General features: G+C 57.5%; 1 protein-coding gene and 1 pseudogene. Both read right to left on the bottom strand.

Going from position 1 to position 702, the window contains the following annotated elements; all coding sequences use genetic code 11:
- A pseudogene (locus tag AC1DWI_RS25375) lies at positions 1-222 on the bottom strand (AI-2E family transporter); the annotation flags it as partial.
- The coding region (locus AC1DWI_RS25370; protein ID WP_477726214.1) for an FkbM family methyltransferase at positions 219-702 on the bottom strand (484 nt) is incomplete at its 5' end. The gene AC1DWI_RS25370 and the pseudogene AC1DWI_RS25375, both read right to left, overlap by 4 nt.

Genomic DNA, 702 nt, shown 5'->3' with positions numbered 1-702 from the left:
GTTGACCACCGGTGAAAAAGCATAGCTGAACAGCCCACCCAGCATCACCGGAATAAAGACGGCCTTGGCCCAGTGCAGTACAAACAGGCCGGCCAGACCCGCCAGTACCACCAGCGACATGCTGCGGATATCGACCGGAACCCGAACATGCAGCTGTTCAGGATCGCCCGGCACTACTGGCGGCGCCGCGCGTACGACACGCTCTGCGGGTTCTTCGTTCATGTGTCTCCCATATCCGTTTTTGTGCCGGGGCGCGCGTAACGAAATTTGCGCAATGGAAGCCCCAGATAGTACTTACGCAGGTATTCAAACCGAGCTGGCCAGGAAAATGTGTAGGACGCTTTCGCCGGAACGTACCAGCTGTTCAAGCCGGTTCGCAGGATCAGCTGGTAGCCGTTGTCGCGCATCAGGTCGTGCTTTTTATGATGGGTCACGTGATCCTCAATCAGCACCAGGCGGGGCTGCCAGCGTGCAAAGTTGAAACCGGACAACGCAACCAGTTCGTGCCCTTCGATGTCGATCGACAGGAAATCAAATCCCTCTGGCACAGCATTTCCTTCCAGGATGGCATCCAGCGTCTCGCACCGTACCTGTACCGTTGAACGGACCACGGCGCCCATGGCAATAGGCCTCGCTTCGAGCGTTGAATGGGGTCCGGCCCGATTCAAATCCAGGTACCTTCCTGCGTTTTCAGGGCTGGAA

The organism is Polaromonas sp. P3_C2 (genome assembly GCF_056402675.1).
Note: the sequence above shows the minus strand (reverse complement) of the source record. Positions and strands in the feature narration are given on the sequence as shown.